The sequence below is a fragment of the Martinezella lusitana genome, assembly GCF_900094565.1.
In the GTDB taxonomy this organism is placed as follows: Bacteria; Pseudomonadota; Alphaproteobacteria; order Rhizobiales; family Rhizobiaceae; genus Rhizobium; species Rhizobium lusitanum.
The window spans coordinates 43,142-58,928 of sequence record NZ_FMAF01000027.1; the positions used below are offsets into that span (position 1 = coordinate 43,142).

A 15,787-nucleotide genomic window follows, 5' to 3' on the forward strand; every position below is an offset into this window, starting at 1 on the left:
TCTCGACCATATTCAGCCAACTTGCGTGTTTCGGCGTGTGGTGGAATTCAAGCCGCTTGAGCACACGACGGGCTTCGGCGGCAGGAAACGCGTCGTATAGCGCGCCGGGTGAATGGGTAGAGAGATTGTCCATAACAACACGAATGGTCTTTGCGTCAGCATAGTCAATGTCGACCAGTTCGCGCATGCACTCGGCGAAGTCCTTGTTGGTGCGCCGATCGGTGACCTTCACCCGCCGCCATGGCTGATGCGCGTCCAAGAAAACGAAAAGATTGACGGTGCCATTGCGGCGATATTCACAATCGTAGCGCAAGGGCTGCATCGGCTTTGCAGAAATGGGGTCCCGCACCTCGCCAATCAGTTGGACCGGGCTTTCGTCAAAGCAGACAACCGGCCTTTGCGGGTCTGGGGCTTCGGCATACAGGTCCAGGACGTCTTCCATTCGGGCGACATATTCCCCGTCGACCTTGGGAATGCACCACATGTCTTTTCGCCATGGCTTGAGATGATTTTCACCAAGCCTTCGGCGCACGGTCTCGCAGGAGATCTGCGCGTGATCGGTCAGCTTGATCATCTCGTCAGCCAGAAGCTCAAGCGTCCAACGTGCCCGGCCGGGCGGCGGAGTTGAGCAAGCCGTCGCCACCAGAAGTGCTTCCTCCTTGGCTGATAGTTTGCGGGCAACGCCGGGCCGTGGCTCCTCACTCAACGCGCCTTCGAGATTGGCCTCTACCAGGCGGCGCTTGGTGCGATAGATGGTCGATCCGCTGACATTCAAAGTCGCAGCGATGACCTCGTCGCTCACACCCTCATTCGCCGCCAACAGGATTTGTGCACGCTTGAGCCTGCGCGCCGAGTGACGGCCACCGCTCAAAAGAGCGTTCAGTTGCTCACGTTCAAGCTGGTTGAGTTCCACATGATATCTTATATTCATTTGAGCCTCCTGATGCGATGAAACACAGGTTAAACTCAAATGAATCAAACGTTTGGCAAAGAGCCTCCTGCCGGAGCGCCACAGTTCACGCAGCTGCAGGGCCAATACCTGGCCTTCATTTATGCCTATACCAGGATCTTCAAACGCTCCCCGGCAGAAGCGGACATGCGTCGCCACTTTGAGGTGACCGCACCGTCTGTACACCAGATGGTGATAACCCTGGAAAAGGCCGGTCTCATTCAACGCCAGCCTGGAGAAGCGCGAAGCATTCAATTGCTCGTACAACCCGAAGCGCTGCCAATCTTGCGATAGCTCAACCCGTCAGAATCTCTGCGGAACGGTACTAGGCGGTCGTCTCCAGCGCTCTCCAGCAGGCCAAGGCCGCTCAGCAAAGGAAAGCCATCATGTTCAATACGAACGCAATTCACAATCTTCCGAATATCCTGATCGCCGTTCTCGCGGCCGTCACGGCATTCCTGATCGCCACCGGCTGCACTCAGTTGACAACGGGGCTTCTCGAATGCTCTCAGTCGTGGATCAGCCCGACCTATACCGCCGCTATCGTCGCTGTCCTTGGGGCGTCCAAGACCCTGATCAACGTCGTTCGGGATGGGTTTGGCGGTCTCATCAAACCCCAGCCACCGGTCGAGAAATGAACAGCGCCGTTCTGCTGACGCTATTCGTAAGCGCTCATTTCCATGCGCGTTGACGCGGCCCGTTTGACCGGGGTCGCCGTCAGACGGCTGCCATTGGATCATGCAGCGGCGGTTTCAGCGTTTCAGCGAAGTTGAAGGGCAGCAGGTCGGTGATGTCGGCTTCGATGACACGCTGCGGTAATTCGGTAAGGACGTGACGCAGATAAGCCAAGGGTTCGATGCCGCAGGCGCGGCATGTCAGCATGAGGCTGTAGATGACGGCACTGGCCTTGGCTCCGTCCACGGTGTCGCTGAACAGCCAACTCTTTCTTCCCGTGGCAAAAATCCTGATGTCGCGCTCAAGCAAGTTGTTGTCGATCGGCATCCTGCCGTCTTCTGTATAGCGCGTCAGGTACTCCCATTGGTTCAGGGTGTAGGACACGGCATCGCCAAGCTTGGTATCGGGCAAGACCTTCGGCGCGATGTCGTCGAGCCATGCCTTGAGAGCGTTCAGGATGGGGACGCTGTGTTGCTGGCGGAAGCGGTGGATGCAGTGATCTCGCGTTTCGTCCTTATCCGGCTTCTCATTGCGCGCCTGGCTTTCAATCCGGTAGAGCTGCGCGAAGAACTTGAGCGCCTGCTCCGGCGGACCGCCGCCTTTCTTCCTTGCCTTGAGCGCGTCGACGAAGCGACGCCTGGAATGGGCCATACACCCAACATGGGTCGCGCCGTTCAATGTGCGCCAGGCGGTGTAGCCATCGCTCATCAAGATGCCGCGGTAGTCGCCGAGGAAGGCCTGCGGATAAATCTGGCCGCGGCCGGGTTGATAATCGAGCAGCACGATTGGCTCGCCGCTGTCTTCCCCGCTCCTGTATGCCCACATGAAGGATGTGCTGGTGGCTTCCTTGTCCTTTTCCTTCAAGACCTGGACCGTGGTCTCGTCACCATGGATGAGCGGCTGCGCCCTGAGCCGCAATTTCAGGGCGTCATAGATTCGGGAGAGATGCCTCTCGCTCGATCCGATCACCCAATGCCCGAGAGCGCCGCGGCTGACGGGAACACCGGCACGCTCGAAGGCCTGGGCCAGGCGGTAGAGCGGCGTGCCATCGACATATTTATGGACGAGCGCGAAGGCCAGTGTCGAGGCCGTGGCGATGCTGCCCGGCAAGGCCTGCGCGGGCATTGGCGCGAGAATGACAGGCGTGTTGATGCCGGTGCGGTCGCAATGGCGGCAGGCATACTTGAACCGCACATTCTGCAGGACCTTGGCCTTCACCTCGATATGGAGCTGCTCGGTGACCGCCTCACCCATGCGATGCATCTGGTGACGGCAGCAAGGGCAGGCCTTCTGATCGTGGGCAATGTCATATTCGACGCGCTCGCGCGGCAGGTGTTCCGGCAGGGGCTTGCGGCCACGCTTCTTGCCCTCCGGCCTTTCGGTCGATGGCAAGCCGGTGTCCGGCAGGTGGACGACCTCGCCATCTTCTCCGCTGGCGTCGTCATCGGCAACCTGCTCGGCTTCATCGAAGAGGCGGTCCACGTGCTTTTCGCTCTTCGGCGCAAAACGATGCAGCCGCGCCAGCACCAACTCTTCCTCGAGCTTGACCACGCGTTCCGTGAGCTGACGGTTTTCCGCCTGCAGCGCCGCAATGCGCGCCATCAACTCCTCAACAGTGGGTTCGCCGGGTCGGATCATCAGATTCTTGAATCTGAACCGTTTCGCCCCGTCAACCGCAGACGTTGCGAACTGTCAGCCGGCGATCTGGTATTGCCGAACCGGATGGCGGACCATCGCGTCGATATCAATGCCGTCGAGAATCCAGTGTAATTGCTCGGTCGTCAGCGTTACCACCATCATCTCCCGACGTGGCCACCGGAACCGGTCTTCCGACAATCGCTTCAGCACCATCACAAAACCGGACCGATCGAAGAACAGGAGCTTCATCCGGTCACGGCGGCGATTGCAAAAGGCAAAGACCGCAGGCGCAAACGGGTCCAGCGCCATAGTCTCCTGCACCAGGACCGCAAGGCTGTTGATGCCGGCGCGGAAGTCGATCGGTTCGCGATGCAGGTAGACCTTGAGATCAGCGCCCAGTCTGAACATGACCCAAAGCTCCGATGATTGTCCTCAAAGCATCAGCATCACCGGATTCCAGCGTCAGCTTCACGCCGTTTGGTAGCAACGCGCTTATTTTGGAAGAACCTGACAGATTGGCCTTCCCCAGTGACGCCGGTTGGTCTTCCCTAAACGCGACCGGCATCTCCAACGAGGAGGTCCCGACAGGCAGGCTGCAGTCTGCCGCGACGACCGGGATAAACCGCGAGCTTGCAGATCCCGCCGAGAAGCGAGCCTCCCTGGCATCCTTGACCCATTTGCGCAGTAGGTTGGCATTGATCCCATGCGTAAGCGCAAGGCCGGATATCGACACACCAGGCTCAAGGCAGGCCGCAACAAGCCGCTCCTTTGATCCCGGATCATAGCGGCGTCGCCCATCACGTCCCACCAACCGCACTCGCAGTTTCTGCTCTTCGTCACTCATATTTGGTGTCCACCTATTTTAAGTGGACACTTCATGCGGCAGAGAATTCAACGCGAAAAGGCGCAACGAAATGAGCGCTTACCGCTATTCGGCATCACGGCCGGCACCCTTGCAATCGCCATCGGTGCCGGCCTCCTCTCCATACCGCATTGAAAGACGTGAAAGATGGTGGCTGACGAAACCGGAGATGAAGAGATGCAGATGCCGGAACGCGCGAAGAGGATGGGGGCGAATATCAATACCCTCGTTGGAATTCTCTCGATCGCCTCTTCGGTCGGCATGGGTGTCTGGGTCACGGCGAACAAAAGCCGCGATATCGAGGACCTGCAGGGTTGGCGGAAGGACTTTATCGTTCAGACCGAAGCGAATTCAGCCCGCGTCGATCAGCGCCTGCAGGCGATCGAAACGCGACAGTCGACCGCCGAAGGCGATATCAAGACGCTCGGCTTTCGGATGTCAGCAAGCGAACAATCGGTCGGGTCCGTACTCGCCTCGATCAAGGATCTGACGTCATCCGTCAATGAGCTGAATGGGATGTGAAGGTCGTTCGCGAGATTCTGCAGCGGCAGGATCGGCAGAGCGGCAATCAGCGCTGAGGAGGCAAAAAAATCCGCCGAGCGGGTCTCTGGATGCCTTCGGATTGTCGAGGTCGCTTCCGCGAAGGGAGTTGTAGGAAATATGGGAGGAGTCATGAATTCTCTGAAATCGATACTCTTAAGCGATCGGCGATGAATGTTGGTTGATCGTCGATAGAGATGTTGACAACGATGTCACCTGGCCGATCAAAATTAACCAGCAGACCAGTTGGAAACGCGTGGGCTGGTAGTGCTGCGTCAGAAATCTGAAACTGCACATCTATCTTTCCCAAAATGACAGAGTTTTTGCCGTCTTCATAGGTGACTGTTACGCTTGTTTTATGATCGCCAGCAGGCAGACCGAAAATTTGAATCCATGTGGCCATGGGTTGAATGAAAGGGGCTTGAAGCCTGATTTCGCCAGAATAGACCCCAATCAGGATGAGTTTGCCGTTGAACTCTTGACGTATGTCGTCGCAAAATACGACGCGAGCCCTTATTTCTGCCAATGTACGCCCCCTAGACCAGCGGCCGTCTTGGCGACATTTTGGGTTGGGGCCCTAGAATTCCATTCTGCTTTGCCAAATGAACCGGAGCTTTCCGTGACGCATGTGGAATGCCTCCGATTGGATAGTGCTTCTCTCTGGGGCCAGTGCCGTTCAGCTCGCAGGAAGCTACCATCGATAGCAAAAAGTAGTTCTGCTATCGTGTCTATCGTCCAGTTCCCGGGCGTATTCAGAAGACGAGATACTTGAGCAGGATCTTTACCGAGCCGGCGGGCAATGTTTGCGCGTGTTATACCGGCTTCGACACAAGCGTTCGCAACCATGTCAAAAACATCGTCTCGCGCGGTTTGAGTGACATAACCAAGTGTGCGATCGCTGATACGATCGTCGCTAGATGGCTCAGCCAATAATGATGTTTCGTGAGATGTATTCAGCATGTGTGGCCCCAATCAAAGGCGAATTTTGAGGAAACAGGAGATCCCATTGGGCTCGGCATCGTTTTACTGCTGCGCCAAAACGAAGATTGTCCCTAGCTTCCCATGTAAGCAGGATGAGACTATCGACTTGGGCGAATGCGCCGAAGATACGGATTTGCGGGCGCGGTTGTCGTATTCGCATATCCACGATTCCCTTACTTGTAGGAGCATTTCTCGCCACAAGAGTTGCGGGGTCTTTTCGCATCGGGTCCATGGCAAATCGAATTGCCCTTCCGGTGGTGAAAGCATCTATTTGAGCTCTCGCTTCACCCGCAACTCTATCAAATCGAGCATGAACAGACGCTCCACCATTTAGAAACTCACCGACTTCCGTTGATACAAAAATGTTTCTTTCCACTCCACGCCCAGGAAGCATCGGTCTTACGAACGACAGTCGGCCTGTTGAAACGTGGTTTTGCAATTCCTCCAATATTGACATATAAGTCAACAAACCTCTATCAGCAATCGGCTATTGAATGAATTTTTGGTAATTGGCGGTTCTTCATTGCCACCCCGGCCTTGTTCCAACAGCAAGAGAGCCGATTCGTAAATTTCTTCATGTTAAGCGTCGGTTATTTGGAATTTGGCCCTTAGGTGGCTGATCAAGGCCATAGATATCCCACCCGTTGCTGTCAACGATATCAAAAAAAGGCGAATGTCGATGCCGACAATTCGCTCAAAGGTGTGTATTCCAATGAAACCGGACAGGAATTCCGATCTTTAACCGGACGCTTATTCCAGCGTTTTACCGGACGCGATTCCGAGGCGAAGCCGGACGATGTACAGCGTCTCTGGGTCTGAGTTGATCATTGTCGGCGAATATCGGGCAGGTCAAGCCTGAGTTGCATTCTCGGCTGACAGGTTTCGATGTTTGCGCAGGCTCTCACCGGAAAGTTCGATGCGGTAGGCGTTGTGGACAAGGCGATCCAGCACGGCGTCGGCGATCGTGGGATTTCCAATCATATCGTACCAGTGGTCCACGGGGATTTGGCTGGTAACAATGGTCGAGCGCTTCTCGTATCGATCCTCGACAATCTCCAGGAGATCGCGTCGTTGCTCGTCGGTGAGCTTCTCCGGCCCCCAATCGTCCAGGATGAGGAGATCGGCTTTGCCCAGGCTCTTGAGCATCTTTGCGTAGCGACCGTCGCCTCGTGCCAGGGCGAGCGCGGCAAAGAGCCGTGGCACGCGGTGATAGGCGACGGCAAGATCCTCCCGGCACGCCTTTTGACCGAGAGCGCAGGCCAGCCAACTTTTGCCGACGCCGGCAGGACCGATCAATAGCAGGGAGTGCCGCTGTCTGATCCAGTCGCAGGTGGAAAGCTTGAGGAAGAGGTTGCGATCGAGACCACGCGCTGCTCGGAAATCGGTATTCTCGATTTGGGCGTCATGGCGCAGCCTGGCGGCACGGGCTCTGGCTTCGAAGCGCTTCTGGCGACGCGAGGTCTGTTCCCGTTCGAGCAGGATCGCGAGCCATTCGCCGTGCTGGAGGCTTCTCGCTTCCGGTTGCATTTCCAGTTCCTGGAAGGCGGAAGCCATGCCGGAAAGGCCGAGTTGGCGCAGCGTATCTACAGTGGGATTGGTCAGCATTCTTGATTGTCTCGTTAATGAAAGTAGGCTTTGCCGCGAAGATTGGCATGCTCGCCGACGGCGGCAGGTTCGGCGGAATGTCGTGGTGCCTTGTAGGTGCTGATGAGCGCGGTGATGCTTTTGCAGGTCAGTCCGCCGATCTCGACGGCACGGGCGGACACCGCCTCGGCCTGCATCGTAGGAATTGCCCGATAGAGCTTCAGCACGCCGAGGCAGGTTCGAAAGCCTTGTTCCGGATGAGGACGGCTGGCCAGGATAGCGATGATCAGCCCCTCGGTCTGAGGCCCAATGGAAGCGCCCCAGCGCTGGAACCTTGCAGGCGACCATTCGGCATAGCGCCGGTGCGAGCTGGGCATATGGTCAGGATCGGTTCCGTAGCGTGATCCGCCGTAACGACGCTGGTGGACTGCGATCCTCTTGCCCTTGAAGAAGACCTCGATCGTGCGGCCCGTGGCCCTGATATCCACCTGCTGTCGGATCAGGGTATGGGGCACGGAGTAGAAATAGTGCTCGAACTCGACATGGTAGTCGGTCGAGACCCGCGCCAGCTTCCACTCGGCGTATTCGTAGTCCTCTGCCGGAAGAGCCGCGAGTGCCGGGCGTTCCATGGTCTTGAACATCTCCTGGCGGGTTTGGCCCAACCGCTTCATGACGTGCGTGTTGATCCGCTCGACGGCATCCCGGATGGCGGCGTTAGCTTCCTCCAGTGAAAAGAAGGTCTGATTGCGTAGCCGGCCGAGGATGCAGCTCTGGGCGAAACGTACGCCGGCCTCGACTTTTGGCTTGTCTTTCGGCCGCTTCGGTCGCGCCGGAAGCACGCCGACGCCGTAATGGGCAGCCATCCTGCCGAAGCTGTGGTTGATCTCCGGATCGTAGAAGCTCGCCTTGTTGACGCCGGACTTCAAATTATCCGGATTTTGTGTCCCGAACGGTTATGTGCCCCGCAGCCTGGTGATCCAAGCGCTCTCGCCGACACGGGGCACATAACGATCAGAGGTCGGCGAGCCATTCGAGAAGCTTTGGCTCGCTCTGCCAGACTGGCTTTCGGGGAGGTCCCACCGAAGAACTAGCAAGTCCCTGGCAAGCCTCAAGCGCCTCCTGCTTCATCCTGATGCTAATCTCGGCATATCGGTTGGTTGTATCGAGGCTGACGTGGCCAAGCCAGCCTCTTATGACGTTCACGTCGACGCCGGACTCGAGGAGATGAACGGCCGTCGTGTGTCTCCAAACATGTGGAGATATGGACCTCTGTCCATTGCCAATGCGAATATTCGAACCATGACGCCGGACAAGCTTATATAGGCCGAACCGCGTCAGCGGCTTCCCGACGTTGCTGAGGAATACCGGACTTTCTGTAGCGGCTGGGTGGCGTCGGTTACGCAGCATCTCGCCAAGCAGGCGGGCAGTCTCGGGCCATAGTGGACAGGTCCGCCACTTGTCGCCCTTGCCGTGCAGGTTCACCCGCGGTGAGGAGGTCAAAACCAACTGATCGACGATCAGTCCGGTGACTTCCGTTGCGCGGGCGCCCGTATTGTACAGGAACATGAGCAGCGCCTTGTCGCGGATGGCCAGCTTTCCGCTGCGCGGCAGTTTGTCGAAGAGCCGTTCGACCTCGTCGCGCTCGAGATAATAGGTGGCTGCTGGCTGCGCACGCTTCCTTGGGATGGCGGCGACGCGTTCGGCCTCCGGCAGCACTATAGGTTCCTGGCCCCCGGCATTGGCGAAGAAGGTGTGCAGCATTGCTAGCCGGTGGTTCCGTGCTCGGATGCCGTTGCCGCGCTCGGATTCAAGATGGGCGAGAAATGCCCGCACATTGTCGGCGCTGAGGTTCTCAGCCTGAGCTTGCTGATCGGGGTTCGGTTCTCCCGGGCCAAGAATAGGAGAAACAACCGGATCCCGTCGCGGTAGCTCCGGATCGAGGTGGACGCCAGACCCTTCTCGGCTTTGAGATGGTGTTCGAAGAACTGATAGACGAGGCTGCCGACGGTTCTCATGGCCGTCCTCCATACGAAAGCGGTGCTGCAAAGCGTTCGAAGCGCTGGCCGGCGGCTTCAAGGAGATCGGCTGTAACGGTGAGATAGACGGCGGTGGAAGCGGGGTCCACGTGGCCCATGAAGGTCGACAGCTTAACGAGCTTGTCGGTGGGATTATGTCCGTCGCGATACCACCGCAGAAGTCGCCCGACCGCAAAGCTGTGTCGCAGATCATGCACGTGAGCCGGCGTTCCTCCCGCTGGGATTGGTATGTCCAATTGATCGGCCAGCGAACGGAAAATGATACTGATCGTGCCGGGGTTCACCGCTCGACCCCGCAGGAAAGAAAACAGCGGCGTGTCGGGGGTAACCGAAACTACGTGCTGTGATCGCAGCGTCATGAACGCATAAAGGCGCTGTGCCAGCTGCGGCCCCATGGGAATGAGCCTTGACTTGGAAAACTTCGTCTCGCGAATGGTGAGCACGTCACGATCCCGATCGACATCCCGCCAGCGCAGGCGCGCAACCTCGCCGACGCGCAGACCAAGCCCGAACAACAGGCTGAAGATGATGGCATAGGCAGGCCCGCGAAGCGGGGCGTTGTTCTGATCCGGGAGCTCGGCGGCGCGATCGATGAGCTGTTGAGCGGTCCGCAGATCCAGGATGCAGGGCGGTCTCGGATTACCTCGGCGGCGCGGCTTCATCGTGACAGGAGAACGATCAATAAAGTCATGCTCGACCATCCACTCGAACAGCCGGCCGACGACGCCGATCAGATGGTTGAAGCTTCGAGGCCGCGAGCGCGGACGGCTCAGGAAGAATGCATCGAGGAGCGCCGGGGTGATCTCGGTCAGGTTCGTCACCGCTTGAGCGTTGAGGTAGCCGTCGAACATCCGCAGCACCTTGTCTTCGACGTCATAGCGCCGGTTGAGCGCGCGCTTGTGGCGAAGGAAAGCGACGATGTAGGGTGCGATCGGGCTTGAAGGCTCGGGAAGACGCGGGCTCATTGCAGATCCTCCCCATCACCCAGAGCTACTTCCCGCAAGCCATCGACCTGGACCTTCGCGTAAATCATGGTCGAGGAGGCAGCGCGATGCCCGACATAATCGCCGATGGTCTTGAGCGAAAACCCCGTGTCTACCAGGCGCTGGACGCAGGCATGACGGAGAGTGTGTGATCCTGGACGGCTAACCGGAATCCCCGCGCGATGAAGATACTTGCTGGCAGTGGCCGACACCGCAGAGTGTGTAAGTGGCGATTGTGGGGCCAAATGCCGCCAGAAAAGCAATCGGCTTTGAACGTCAGGCCGCCCGTTCCTGAGGTAATCCACGATCGCCTCACCAACGACGGGGGCCAGCGGATAGGTGGTGCTGTGCTCGGCCTTGCGCCCGTGCACATGCAGCCGATCGCGCTTCCAGTCGACATCGTCGAGCGTCAGCAGCGCTACTTCACGGGAGCGCAGCCCATAAACGGCCATCAGCAGCAGCATGGCGTAGTCGCGCCGGCCAACCACGGTGCGCCGGTCCACCTGATCGAGCATATCCTGGACCGAACTCCAACTAATCGATCGAGGGATATCGGCCAGCCGATAACGTTGAGGTATCTCGACCAGCTTGCTGATGTCGCGCTGAAGGACGTGTTCCCGATGCAGGTATCGCAGGAAGACCCGCAGGATGCTGGCAAGACTGATCATCACGGTGCGGCCGAAATGCGAGGCCTGTGTCGTGATGAAGGTCGTCACCACCGGTAATGTAAGCGACTTCGGATCGCATCCTATATCGCCGAGATGTCGCTCGAAGACGCGAAGGTAATGCCGGTAATGCGCGATGGAGCTTTGCCGCAACCCTCGCTCATCTCGGAGATAATCGAAGAACCCTGGAATCTGGATTGCAAATGGATCGGGCAGCGAAGGTCTGGTGCGGTCATCGCCTGCCTTCCATACGACCAGGCTGAAGAAATGCCGCATGATGCCAGTGACAAAGTTGCGGTCGCGTCGACGTGCATCAGCCGATCGACCGGAATGACGATTTGACAACCAATCAGCGATGAACGGCTCGAAGAGCCCTTCCGCTTGTTCTATACGTTCGACATTCTGGCCGGCAGTGAATGCCGCAAACTTCACCAGCACGGGAACGCGGCGATAGATGCTTCGAGGCGTATAGGCACGTTCGCACAAAGCCTTCACATACTGCTCGATCTGCGGCCCTAGCCAGCAATCCATAATCCGATCGATAGTTTGTGGTTTGACGAAAAAGTGTTCCAACATGACAACCTCCATTCTGAATTAAGGGGAATAGGAGGGTGCGCTCGTTGTTCGCCAGAGATGTGCCGCCACAGACAATCTGGTCGTTTGATCACAGAAACTTACGCCCGCCGGGGCGCATAACCGTTCGGGACACAAAACCCCGATTACGTGCCCGGGCACGTAATCGTAGACGATAAGGCGCGGCACGCCGCCGAAATAGGCGAACATGCGCACGTGCGAGCCGATCCAGTCCGGCAGGGTCTGAGTCCAGGTGGCTTCTGCAAAGGCATAACTCGATGCACCGAGCACGCCGACAAAGATCTCCGCCTCGCGGATCTCGCCGGTCTTGCGATCGACGATCGGCAGCTTCTTGCCGGAATAATCGACGAACACCTTGTCGCCAGCAATGTGGACCTGCCGCATCGTTGGCGTCAGACGCCGCTCAAAGCCGCGGAACAGGTCGCAGAACCGACTGAAGCCGTAGCCATCAGGATAGACGGCTCGATATTCCTCCCACAGGATCGTCAGGGTCACGCCGGGCTTCTTCAGCTCGACCGCAATGACACTCCAATCCGGCTCTGGTAGTCGCCGTACCCCTTGTTTGGTGCCTTGCCGGGCGAAAAGTTTACATTCCAGGACGTCGTCCGTCAGATCGGCAGGCAAAGGCCAGGATAGCCCTGCCGTCGCAGCTCGCCCGATCCCGTCCTGCACCGTGCTGCGGGCAATCCCGAGCAGATCGGCAATATCGCGAACGCTCACGCCATCTGATCGCAGTCGAAGTAAATGTCGTAGTTGTCTCATGGTCAGCCTTCGTCTCTTCGACATGCCATCTCCTCAAGTTCAAAAGGAAATGCATGCCAAGGTTGCTGACCCAGGGGCACTGCTTACGTTGAAAAACGTCCGGTATCAAATCGGAATCGCGTCCGGTTAATTCTCGGAATCGTGTCCGGTTTTTGATCGGAACGCCGTCCGGTAAATCATCGGAATCTACACTCAAAGGTTTTGCCCGGGCGCCCGCCTCGGCACCCGTCCCACCATCTTTCAAAACAATAACGGCGCTGCAAGTAGCAACGCCGCTCATAAAATGCTGATTCCCGAACAGGCCGCGCCCGCAGGCCGAAGGGCGTATATGATCCACGCCATTATCACGTTCTAATTCAGCGGTCGGAAGTGTGCCTCCGACGATTGAAACAGAGCACTTCATGGAAACTGTGCCCCTATCCCTAATCGGATAGGGGCTTTTTGCTTTTGGGTGCCCGCTTGGGCGTTGCTGTGCGAAACACCGTTGTCATGAAGTCCGAAGAAACAACGCATTACCAGGTCTGTCGATTGTACCGCGCGAACGAGCTTCACGCCCGGTGAACGGCTCAAACTCATCATCGCCGTCGAGATATTCCAGCTCGTGGTCAATATGGTCGATCGCCCAGCACAGCGCCTCGATCTCGCTTCTCAGGTGCTCCGCCAAGTCCTCGGTAATGATGGCGATATCGGCAGCAGGCAGGGAGGCCTTGCTGTTGATGATCTTGATCGCATCAGCCTCAAGGCCGGCAAGATGATGCTTCGCCCGCTCGATCTGGAACAGTAGCGTGCTGCGCTGATCCATCAGGTATTCTCTGGTTTCGTCCATCATTTCGGCACCCGGCACGGCTCAGCACAAAGGAAAGCCCTGAGGGGGAATCCGCAGGGCCAGAGAAGTGAGAGATATCGGATGGAAAGGAGCTCCGATAACTTTGGTCTAAAGGACGTCATGTCCTGACCACGATGGCAGAAGTTTGCCAGAATTCCGCCTCGCCGTAAAGTTCAGACTAATGGTTGGTCACCAAGCGGACGCTGAAAGCTTCGTGCGTCAATGAAGAAGCTGCGCCACCATCAGCACCAACGTGCTTAGGCCCGCGCACACTGTCAAAGCAGTCAAAATCGAAGTCGACATCATATCGCTCCTCAAATCAGATTTTGCGAGCTGACTACTGCAGCGGTGGGGGCGGTGTTCTCATGGGAGGGAAAAGATGAGAGCGACCCGACCTGTGGTCGCCGATGACGTCGCAGCTTTCTCAAGCGTCGCCGGCGTTTCTTGGCGATATCGTCGGCAACCGTCGAGACGTAGCCACTATATTCGGGAAGTTTGCGGTCATGGAGCGTATTGCGCCTGATCTCACGATTGATGGTCGATCGGTGACGGCCGAGCTTACGTGCTATCTCGTTGATCGGCACCTTGCGCTCGACTAAATGATGCAGGCGCCGCCGATCGGCGAGGGTCAATTGCGAATAGTGCATAACGACAAGCTGTGGCGTAATCAGGAATATGAAACTGGAGAGCGGTTTTCCGGTGACGCTCGAAGCTTTCCAAAGAAAAATAGCCACCAATATAGACCCCGTTGGGAAGATGTCTGCTGACATCCCTACTTCTGCGAAACGTATGGCACGGGCGCGGACTTGCGCGCAGCCGTCGGGCGCTCCACCAGAATGGTTGTTCGCGGGAGGTCGTACGCCACGCTCAACGCCTTGAGCTCGTCGTCCAGGCGCTTGTCCGCTTCGTTGAGGCGGTGATGAAGGCGATGGTAATCCGTCCAGGTCGGCGTCCGGAAGGTCTCGAGCCATCGCGAAGGCTGCTGAACGTCGCGCGTGAGTGTCCACTGGCGTGCACCGACGCGGCTTTGAACCAGCCGACGCCTGCGCATGATTTCAAGAAAAAGGTCAGCATTCTCGTCCGCCACAGCGTATTCTGTCGTGACCAGGATCGGGCCACTTCGCGGCTTCAGATCAAGTGCCGGCACAGGCGCATCGAAAGCGCCGGAGGCTTCGAGCTCCGACTCTAGGCGGTTGCTGATCGGGAGCTTGACCCCAAGTGCCGCAACAACCAAGGAGGACGCAGCAGAACATGCCAGGGACAGGGAGAGGGAATGATTTTCCGCGATAATTCCCCAGAGCCAACTGCCCCCGGCAATCCCCCCATAGGTGAAGGCGCTGTAGATGGAAATCGTGCGACCCACGACCCAACGTGGGCTTGCCAACTGCACATTGACGCCGAACCCCGACCATCCCGTCACCCAGCCTGCGCCCCCGAAGGCAAGGCAGACTGTTGCGATGATAAGGGAGGACGTCAGAGCAAGTGAGATGGCACATGCCGCACACGCGACGCATGCCAGAACGATCAGCAGCTCCTGCGTGACCGCGCGCCTGAGTGGCGGGTTCACGAGCCCCGCGACCAGCGCGCCGGCGCCAAAGCCCCCCATGAGAATACCGTAGTCGATCGGGCCGCCCTTCAAAAGGTCTCTCGCGACGAGCGGCAGGAGCGCCAGCATTGAGGTTCCGGTCAGCCCAAAGAGCGTCCCGCGGACAATGGTCGCCTTGATTTCGGAGGATATCGCGGTGAAGCGCAGGCCATCATAGATGGCCGTCATGAGCGCTTCCCGGGGGAGGGGCGACGCTTTCACGGTCCACTTGTTTCGCCACAGGGCGGTGAGGGGCGCGACGAAGCCGAAGGTGGTGAGCGCGAATGTGACGAGCGGCCCGAATACAGCAACGATGATGCCGCCGAGGGCGGGACCGACGCTACGGACCGTGTTGAAGCCGACATTAAGAAGTGTCACGGCCGACGGCAGATGGCGGCGCTCCAGCATATCGCCAAGCGAAGCGCGCCAAGCAGGATCGCTCAATGCGATACCGCAGCCGTCAAGGAAACTGAACGCCAGGATCATCCATGGATCGGTGATGCCGAAGGCCATGAGGATCGTCAGCATCGCCGAGGCCGCCATCATCAGGCTTCGACCGACGATCATGACCATGCGCCGACTGTAGTTGTCGGCAATCGCGCCAACGAAGATCGCAAGAAAAAAGGCTGGCAGCGTGGATGAGGCCTGAACGAGGGCAACCATGACATCGGACGTCGAAACCGTGGCCATGAGCCAGCTGAGCGCTACCGTCTGCATCAGCCAGCCCAGGCTGGAAAGCTGCGACGCGAAGAAAATCGAACGGAACGTCGAATTCTTCAGTGGCGCCAATAGCCCTATGGATGCTGTCTCTTCTTTTGAAGGCATGTCATTCAGTCTCTTTCGGGCGGGTCACTTCGGCCGTGCTTGACGGGCGTATTCGGCGATGAGGGAAAGGAGTCGTACTTCGGTCTGCCATCATTTGTCGCTTGCCCAGTCGACGCTTTGTCCAAGAGTTCGCGGGCCAGGCATCGGCGCGTGGCGGCAAGGCCGGAATCGAAAACCGAGGGAAAAGCGGCTGTCGTCGAGCAGGGATCGACGACAGCCGAGCGAACCAGGATGGCAGGGGTTGATGCCACTCCCAGGCCAGGAGCTGTGTTCGGCTTGCGG

At 58.0% G+C, this 15,787-nt stretch carries 18 protein-coding genes and 1 pseudogene; 3 read left to right on the forward strand and 16 right to left on the reverse strand.

What is annotated here, in order from left to right:
* Window positions 1-931, reverse strand: a 931-nt coding sequence (locus GA0061101_RS31030) for an IS630 family transposase (RefSeq protein WP_092576579.1), incomplete at its 3' end; no start/stop codon positions are given.
* A gap of 39 nt (window positions 932-970) precedes the next feature.
* On the opposite strand from GA0061101_RS31030, the gene GA0061101_RS41305 reads away from it, so the two are divergent.
* Both GA0061101_RS41305 and GA0061101_RS31040 read left to right on the forward strand, forming a co-directional pair.
* The gene (locus GA0061101_RS41305) at window positions 971-1,243 is read left to right on the forward strand and encodes a LexA family protein (protein WP_004119985.1); all 273 of its coding nucleotides are present in this window, start codon (window positions 971-973) and stop codon (window positions 1,241-1,243) included.
* Between the two features lie 92 nt (window positions 1,244-1,335).
* Window positions 1,336-1,587 (forward strand): hypothetical protein, encoded by a 252-nt coding sequence (locus GA0061101_RS31040; protein ID WP_004121984.1) that lies wholly within the window; start codon window positions 1,336-1,338, stop codon window positions 1,585-1,587.
* Window positions 1,588-1,666: 79 nt separating this feature from the next.
* Here GA0061101_RS31040 and tnpC read toward each other — a convergent pair whose 3' ends face one another.
* From tnpC to tnpA, 3 genes are read right to left on the reverse strand one after another with little or no spacing between them, the layout of a single operon-like run.
* On the reverse strand, window positions 1,667-3,262 hold the full coding sequence (gene tnpC / locus GA0061101_RS31045) for an IS66 family transposase (RefSeq protein WP_004121999.1): 1,596 nt from the start codon (window positions 3,260-3,262) through the stop codon (window positions 1,667-1,669).
* A gap of 54 nt (window positions 3,263-3,316) precedes the next feature.
* Entirely contained in the window at window positions 3,317-3,670 is a 354-nt protein-coding gene (gene tnpB, locus GA0061101_RS31050) for an IS66 family insertion sequence element accessory protein TnpB (protein ID WP_004121998.1), read from the reverse strand.
* Window positions 3,651-4,106 carry an IS66-like element accessory protein TnpA gene (gene tnpA / locus GA0061101_RS31055; protein WP_004121997.1) on the reverse strand — a complete coding sequence of 152 codons (456 nt, stop codon included), beginning with the start codon at window positions 4,104-4,106 and terminating at the stop codon, window positions 3,651-3,653. Before tnpA ends, tnpB begins: the two co-directional genes overlap by 20 nt.
* Window positions 4,107-4,271: 165 nt before the next feature.
* On the opposite strand from tnpA, the gene GA0061101_RS31060 reads away from it, so the two are divergent.
* Window positions 4,272-4,646 (forward strand): hypothetical protein, encoded by a 375-nt coding sequence (locus tag GA0061101_RS31060; RefSeq protein WP_004118259.1) that lies wholly within the window; start codon window positions 4,272-4,274, stop codon window positions 4,644-4,646.
* Window positions 4,647-4,794: 148 nt separating this feature from the next.
* Here GA0061101_RS31060 and GA0061101_RS31065 read toward each other — a convergent pair whose 3' ends face one another.
* The 12 genes and pseudogenes from GA0061101_RS31065 to GA0061101_RS31120 form a co-directional block, all read right to left on the reverse strand.
* Window positions 4,795-5,190, reverse strand: coding sequence for a DUF6941 family protein (locus GA0061101_RS31065; RefSeq protein WP_004118260.1), 396 nt, complete (start codon window positions 5,188-5,190; stop codon window positions 4,795-4,797).
* Window positions 5,191-5,586: 396 nt separating this feature from the next.
* Window positions 5,587-6,111, reverse strand: a complete 525-nt coding sequence (locus GA0061101_RS39900) for a hypothetical protein (protein WP_172831086.1) — start codon at window positions 6,109-6,111, stop codon at window positions 5,587-5,589.
* Between the two features lie 383 nt (window positions 6,112-6,494).
* Window positions 6,495-7,250, reverse strand: coding sequence for an IS21-like element helper ATPase IstB (istB, locus tag GA0061101_RS31080; RefSeq protein ID WP_015342034.1), 756 nt, complete (start codon window positions 7,248-7,250; stop codon window positions 6,495-6,497).
* Window positions 7,251-7,264: 14 nt separating this feature from the next.
* Window positions 7,265-8,155, reverse strand: coding sequence for a transposase (locus tag GA0061101_RS31085; RefSeq protein ID WP_200863263.1), 891 nt, complete (start codon window positions 8,153-8,155; stop codon window positions 7,265-7,267).
* 85 nt (window positions 8,156-8,240) lie between these two features.
* Window positions 8,241-8,990, reverse strand: coding sequence for a tyrosine-type recombinase/integrase (locus tag GA0061101_RS31090; RefSeq protein WP_240535426.1), 750 nt, complete (start codon window positions 8,988-8,990; stop codon window positions 8,241-8,243).
* Between the two features lie 2 nt (window positions 8,991-8,992).
* Window positions 8,993-9,244: a site-specific integrase gene (locus GA0061101_RS40420; RefSeq protein WP_240535427.1), complete on the reverse strand. Its 252-nt coding sequence runs from the start codon at window positions 9,242-9,244 to the stop codon at window positions 8,993-8,995.
* Window positions 9,241-10,230, reverse strand: a complete 990-nt coding sequence (locus GA0061101_RS31095; protein WP_004118271.1) for a tyrosine-type recombinase/integrase — start codon at window positions 10,228-10,230, stop codon at window positions 9,241-9,243. The genes GA0061101_RS40420 and GA0061101_RS31095 overlap by 4 nt, the downstream gene beginning before the upstream one ends.
* Window positions 10,227-11,489 carry a tyrosine-type recombinase/integrase gene (locus tag GA0061101_RS31100; protein ID WP_004118273.1) on the reverse strand — a complete coding sequence of 421 codons (1,263 nt, stop codon included), beginning with the start codon at window positions 11,487-11,489 and terminating at the stop codon, window positions 10,227-10,229. The genes GA0061101_RS31095 and GA0061101_RS31100 overlap by 4 nt, the downstream gene beginning before the upstream one ends.
* An 18-nt stretch (window positions 11,490-11,507) precedes the next feature.
* Entirely contained in the window at window positions 11,508-12,293 is a 786-nt protein-coding gene (locus tag GA0061101_RS31105; protein ID WP_183932622.1) for a transposase, read from the reverse strand.
* 463 nt (window positions 12,294-12,756) lie between these two features.
* A complete protein-coding gene (locus GA0061101_RS31110; protein ID WP_210305352.1) occupies window positions 12,757-13,098 on the reverse strand; it encodes a hypothetical protein in 342 nt (113 codons plus the stop codon).
* Between the two features lie 404 nt (window positions 13,099-13,502).
* Window positions 13,503-13,742, reverse strand: a pseudogene (locus tag GA0061101_RS31115) (helix-turn-helix domain-containing protein); the annotation flags it as partial.
* A gap of 125 nt (window positions 13,743-13,867) precedes the next feature.
* A complete protein-coding gene (locus tag GA0061101_RS31120) occupies window positions 13,868-15,505 on the reverse strand; it encodes an MFS transporter (RefSeq protein ID WP_004118281.1) in 1,638 nt (545 codons plus the stop codon).
* Between the last annotated feature and the right edge of the window lie 282 nt (window positions 15,506-15,787).

Excerpts from the sequence above, each read along its gene's own strand:
- GA0061101_RS31060 (WP_004118259.1), top strand. The coding sequence starts at position 4,272 with ATGGTGGCTGACGAAACCGGAGATGAAGAGATGCAGATGCCGGAACGC.
- GA0061101_RS31120 (WP_004118281.1), bottom strand. The coding sequence starts at position 15,505 with ATGCCTTCAAAAGAAGAGACAGCATCCATAGGGCTATTGGCGCCACTG.
- GA0061101_RS40420 (WP_240535427.1), bottom strand. The coding sequence starts at position 9,244 with ATGAGAACCGTCGGCAGCCTCGTCTATCAGTTCTTCGAACACCATCTC.
- GA0061101_RS31100 (WP_004118273.1), bottom strand. The coding sequence starts at position 11,489 with ATGTTGGAACACTTTTTCGTCAAACCACAAACTATCGATCGGATTATG.
- GA0061101_RS41305 (WP_004119985.1), top strand. The coding sequence starts at position 971 with ATGAATCAAACGTTTGGCAAAGAGCCTCCTGCCGGAGCGCCACAGTTC.
- GA0061101_RS31110 (WP_210305352.1), bottom strand. The coding sequence starts at position 13,098 with ATGATGGACGAAACCAGAGAATACCTGATGGATCAGCGCAGCACGCTA.
- GA0061101_RS31095 (WP_004118271.1), bottom strand. The coding sequence starts at position 10,230 with ATGAGCCCGCGTCTTCCCGAGCCTTCAAGCCCGATCGCACCCTACATC.
- GA0061101_RS31040 (WP_004121984.1), top strand. The coding sequence starts at position 1,336 with ATGTTCAATACGAACGCAATTCACAATCTTCCGAATATCCTGATCGCC.
- tnpC (WP_004121999.1), bottom strand. The coding sequence starts at position 3,262 with ATGATCCGACCCGGCGAACCCACTGTTGAGGAGTTGATGGCGCGCATT.
- tnpB (WP_004121998.1), bottom strand. The coding sequence starts at position 3,670 with ATGTTCAGACTGGGCGCTGATCTCAAGGTCTACCTGCATCGCGAACCG.
- istB (WP_015342034.1), bottom strand. The coding sequence starts at position 7,250 with ATGCTGACCAATCCCACTGTAGATACGCTGCGCCAACTCGGCCTTTCC.
- GA0061101_RS31090 (WP_240535426.1), bottom strand. The coding sequence starts at position 8,990 with ATGCTGCACACCTTCTTCGCCAATGCCGGGGGCCAGGAACCTATAGTG.
- tnpA (WP_004121997.1), bottom strand. The coding sequence starts at position 4,106 with ATGAGTGACGAAGAGCAGAAACTGCGAGTGCGGTTGGTGGGACGTGAT.
- GA0061101_RS31105 (WP_183932622.1), bottom strand. The coding sequence starts at position 12,293 with ATGTCGAAGAGACGAAGGCTGACCATGAGACAACTACGACATTTACTT.